Genomic DNA, 1,891 nt, shown 5'->3' with positions numbered 1-1,891 from the left:
TATATTAAAAGATACAGGTAATGGTCATTTATGTGCTTGTCATTTGATTAATTAGTATTTATAATATCTTTATACTCTTTATAAGTGATATATGCACTATTTGAGTATATCATATGCATATTATTAGTGTTAAAATCTTTATCATATACTGATATTACATGATATTTAATATTGGCGTTAGTATCTACTATAAAATCTTTATTATCTATTTTTAATAGCAGTATTGGGTAGTAGCTATTGGTATTAATATCAAATGAATATCCATTAGAATCTTTTTTTATTTGTTCTATATGCGGCATCATAAAATTCCACCCTGTTTTATTTTCATTTCTGTATAAATGCTTCATTTCTATAAACACAGCTAATGGGTTTAGTAATATAAATATCAAAAATATATTAAATATTTTCTTATTTTCAATTTTTTTAACTAAATATATTATTGGTATAAAAGTTAGAGGGTAAATATTAAGGAAATATCTAGCTCTTGCTGATCCTAAATTTAGTATCATGAATAATGCAGTTGTAACGATAATATAAAGTAAATATATAAGAGCAGTTTCTCTAAATATAATATTTTTTTCATCTTCTAATTTTTTTTGAAAAAAATCTTTTAACAAAATAATAAAAGCTGAAATCCCTATTATTATTGATGCTACGTAGAAAATAAAGCTAAATATTAATATTATATCTCCATTGAACCAATGAGCAAATATTGAATATATGCTGTTTCCATAATTAGCATTTGGTTCATTTGTTGGAAAAAATAGTATAGACCAAATTTGCGGCGGCTGAATTATTGGTTTTGATTTATTTCTTAAGGCTATAGCATTCATAAGATTTGGAAAGCCATTGTTTATTTCTGATATTAAATATGGAAGATATAATAAAAATGCTATGAATATACCTATTGATAGAGGAATTATATTTTTTTTTGTATTTTTCCATCTTATGATAAAGTATACTATAAGCGTTGGAACTAAGTTAAAAAATGTTGACATATGTCCCATTGCTTCTAATGCTATTATTGGAAATATAAATATAGCATATATATAATTCCATTTTTTATTTGTTATATACTCTAATATAATCGGTATTGATATGAATGATAATATAAAAGCAGTATGAGGATTATAAAATTTATTATTAATTGTGAAAAAAGTTATATTGACAAGTATTAATGATGTCATGATTGCTAATATCTTAAATCCAAATTTTTTATATATCCATATTAGAAATATACAGGAAAATAATGTCATAGCAATTCCATATAAAATTCTTGCTAAATCTAAATTTTCACCAGATAAAAAATAAAAAAACATATATTCTAAATAAAAATATCCGCCAGGTATTCTTGCTATTTTACTTGAATAAGCCTCAGAAGACTTGTTATAAGGATCTCCTATATATTTTCCACCCTCTAATAAAGCCCCAGTAACAGGTATAATTTTATTGTCATAGTATTTTCTCATATGATAATAATGTTCTATCATGTCAGAATTAAGAGAGTATAGATTAGTCAATTGTATTCTTGTTATTACTCCCATAAATATTGAAATAATAATGATAAGTATATATATTATGCATTTATTTCTCATATGCTTCTCCATAAATATATAAAAGCTGTATATTGATTTATTATAATAATTTTTGAAACAGTAAAAAAAAAATTAATTAAATAAAATGATTTATTTGTTTCATATGTAATTTCTTTACAATTTTATATATTATACTATATATAAATTAATAGTCAATTAATATTATGAAATTAAAATACTTGATTTATGAATTATAATGTATTACTATTATAAAAAATAAAATGATTAAGAGTTATAAATGGATAATGATATAATATTAAAACTTGAAAATGTAAAAAAATACTTTTACCCGAAAG

1 protein-coding gene is annotated in these 1,891 nt (G+C 21.8%); it reads right to left on the bottom strand.

All coding sequences use genetic code 11. The features are described from left to right. Window positions 1-47: 47 nt before the first annotated feature. Window positions 48-1,595 (bottom strand): hypothetical protein, encoded by a 1,548-nt coding sequence (locus EZH24_RS11015; RefSeq protein WP_236847180.1) that lies wholly within the window; start codon window positions 1,593-1,595, stop codon window positions 48-50. Window positions 1,596-1,891 lie beyond the last annotated feature (296 nt).

Origin of the sequence: Brachyspira catarrhinii (assembly GCF_005518285.1) — a bacterium.
GTDB classification, from domain to species: Bacteria; Spirochaetota; Brachyspiria; order Brachyspirales; family Brachyspiraceae; genus Brachyspira; species Brachyspira catarrhinii.
This window is presented reverse-complemented; position numbering and strand designations above follow the sequence as displayed.

Coding starts and splice junctions, on each gene's coding strand:
- EZH24_RS11015 (WP_236847180.1), bottom strand. CDS start 1,595: ATGAGAAATAAATGCATAATATATATACTTATCATTATTATTTCAATA.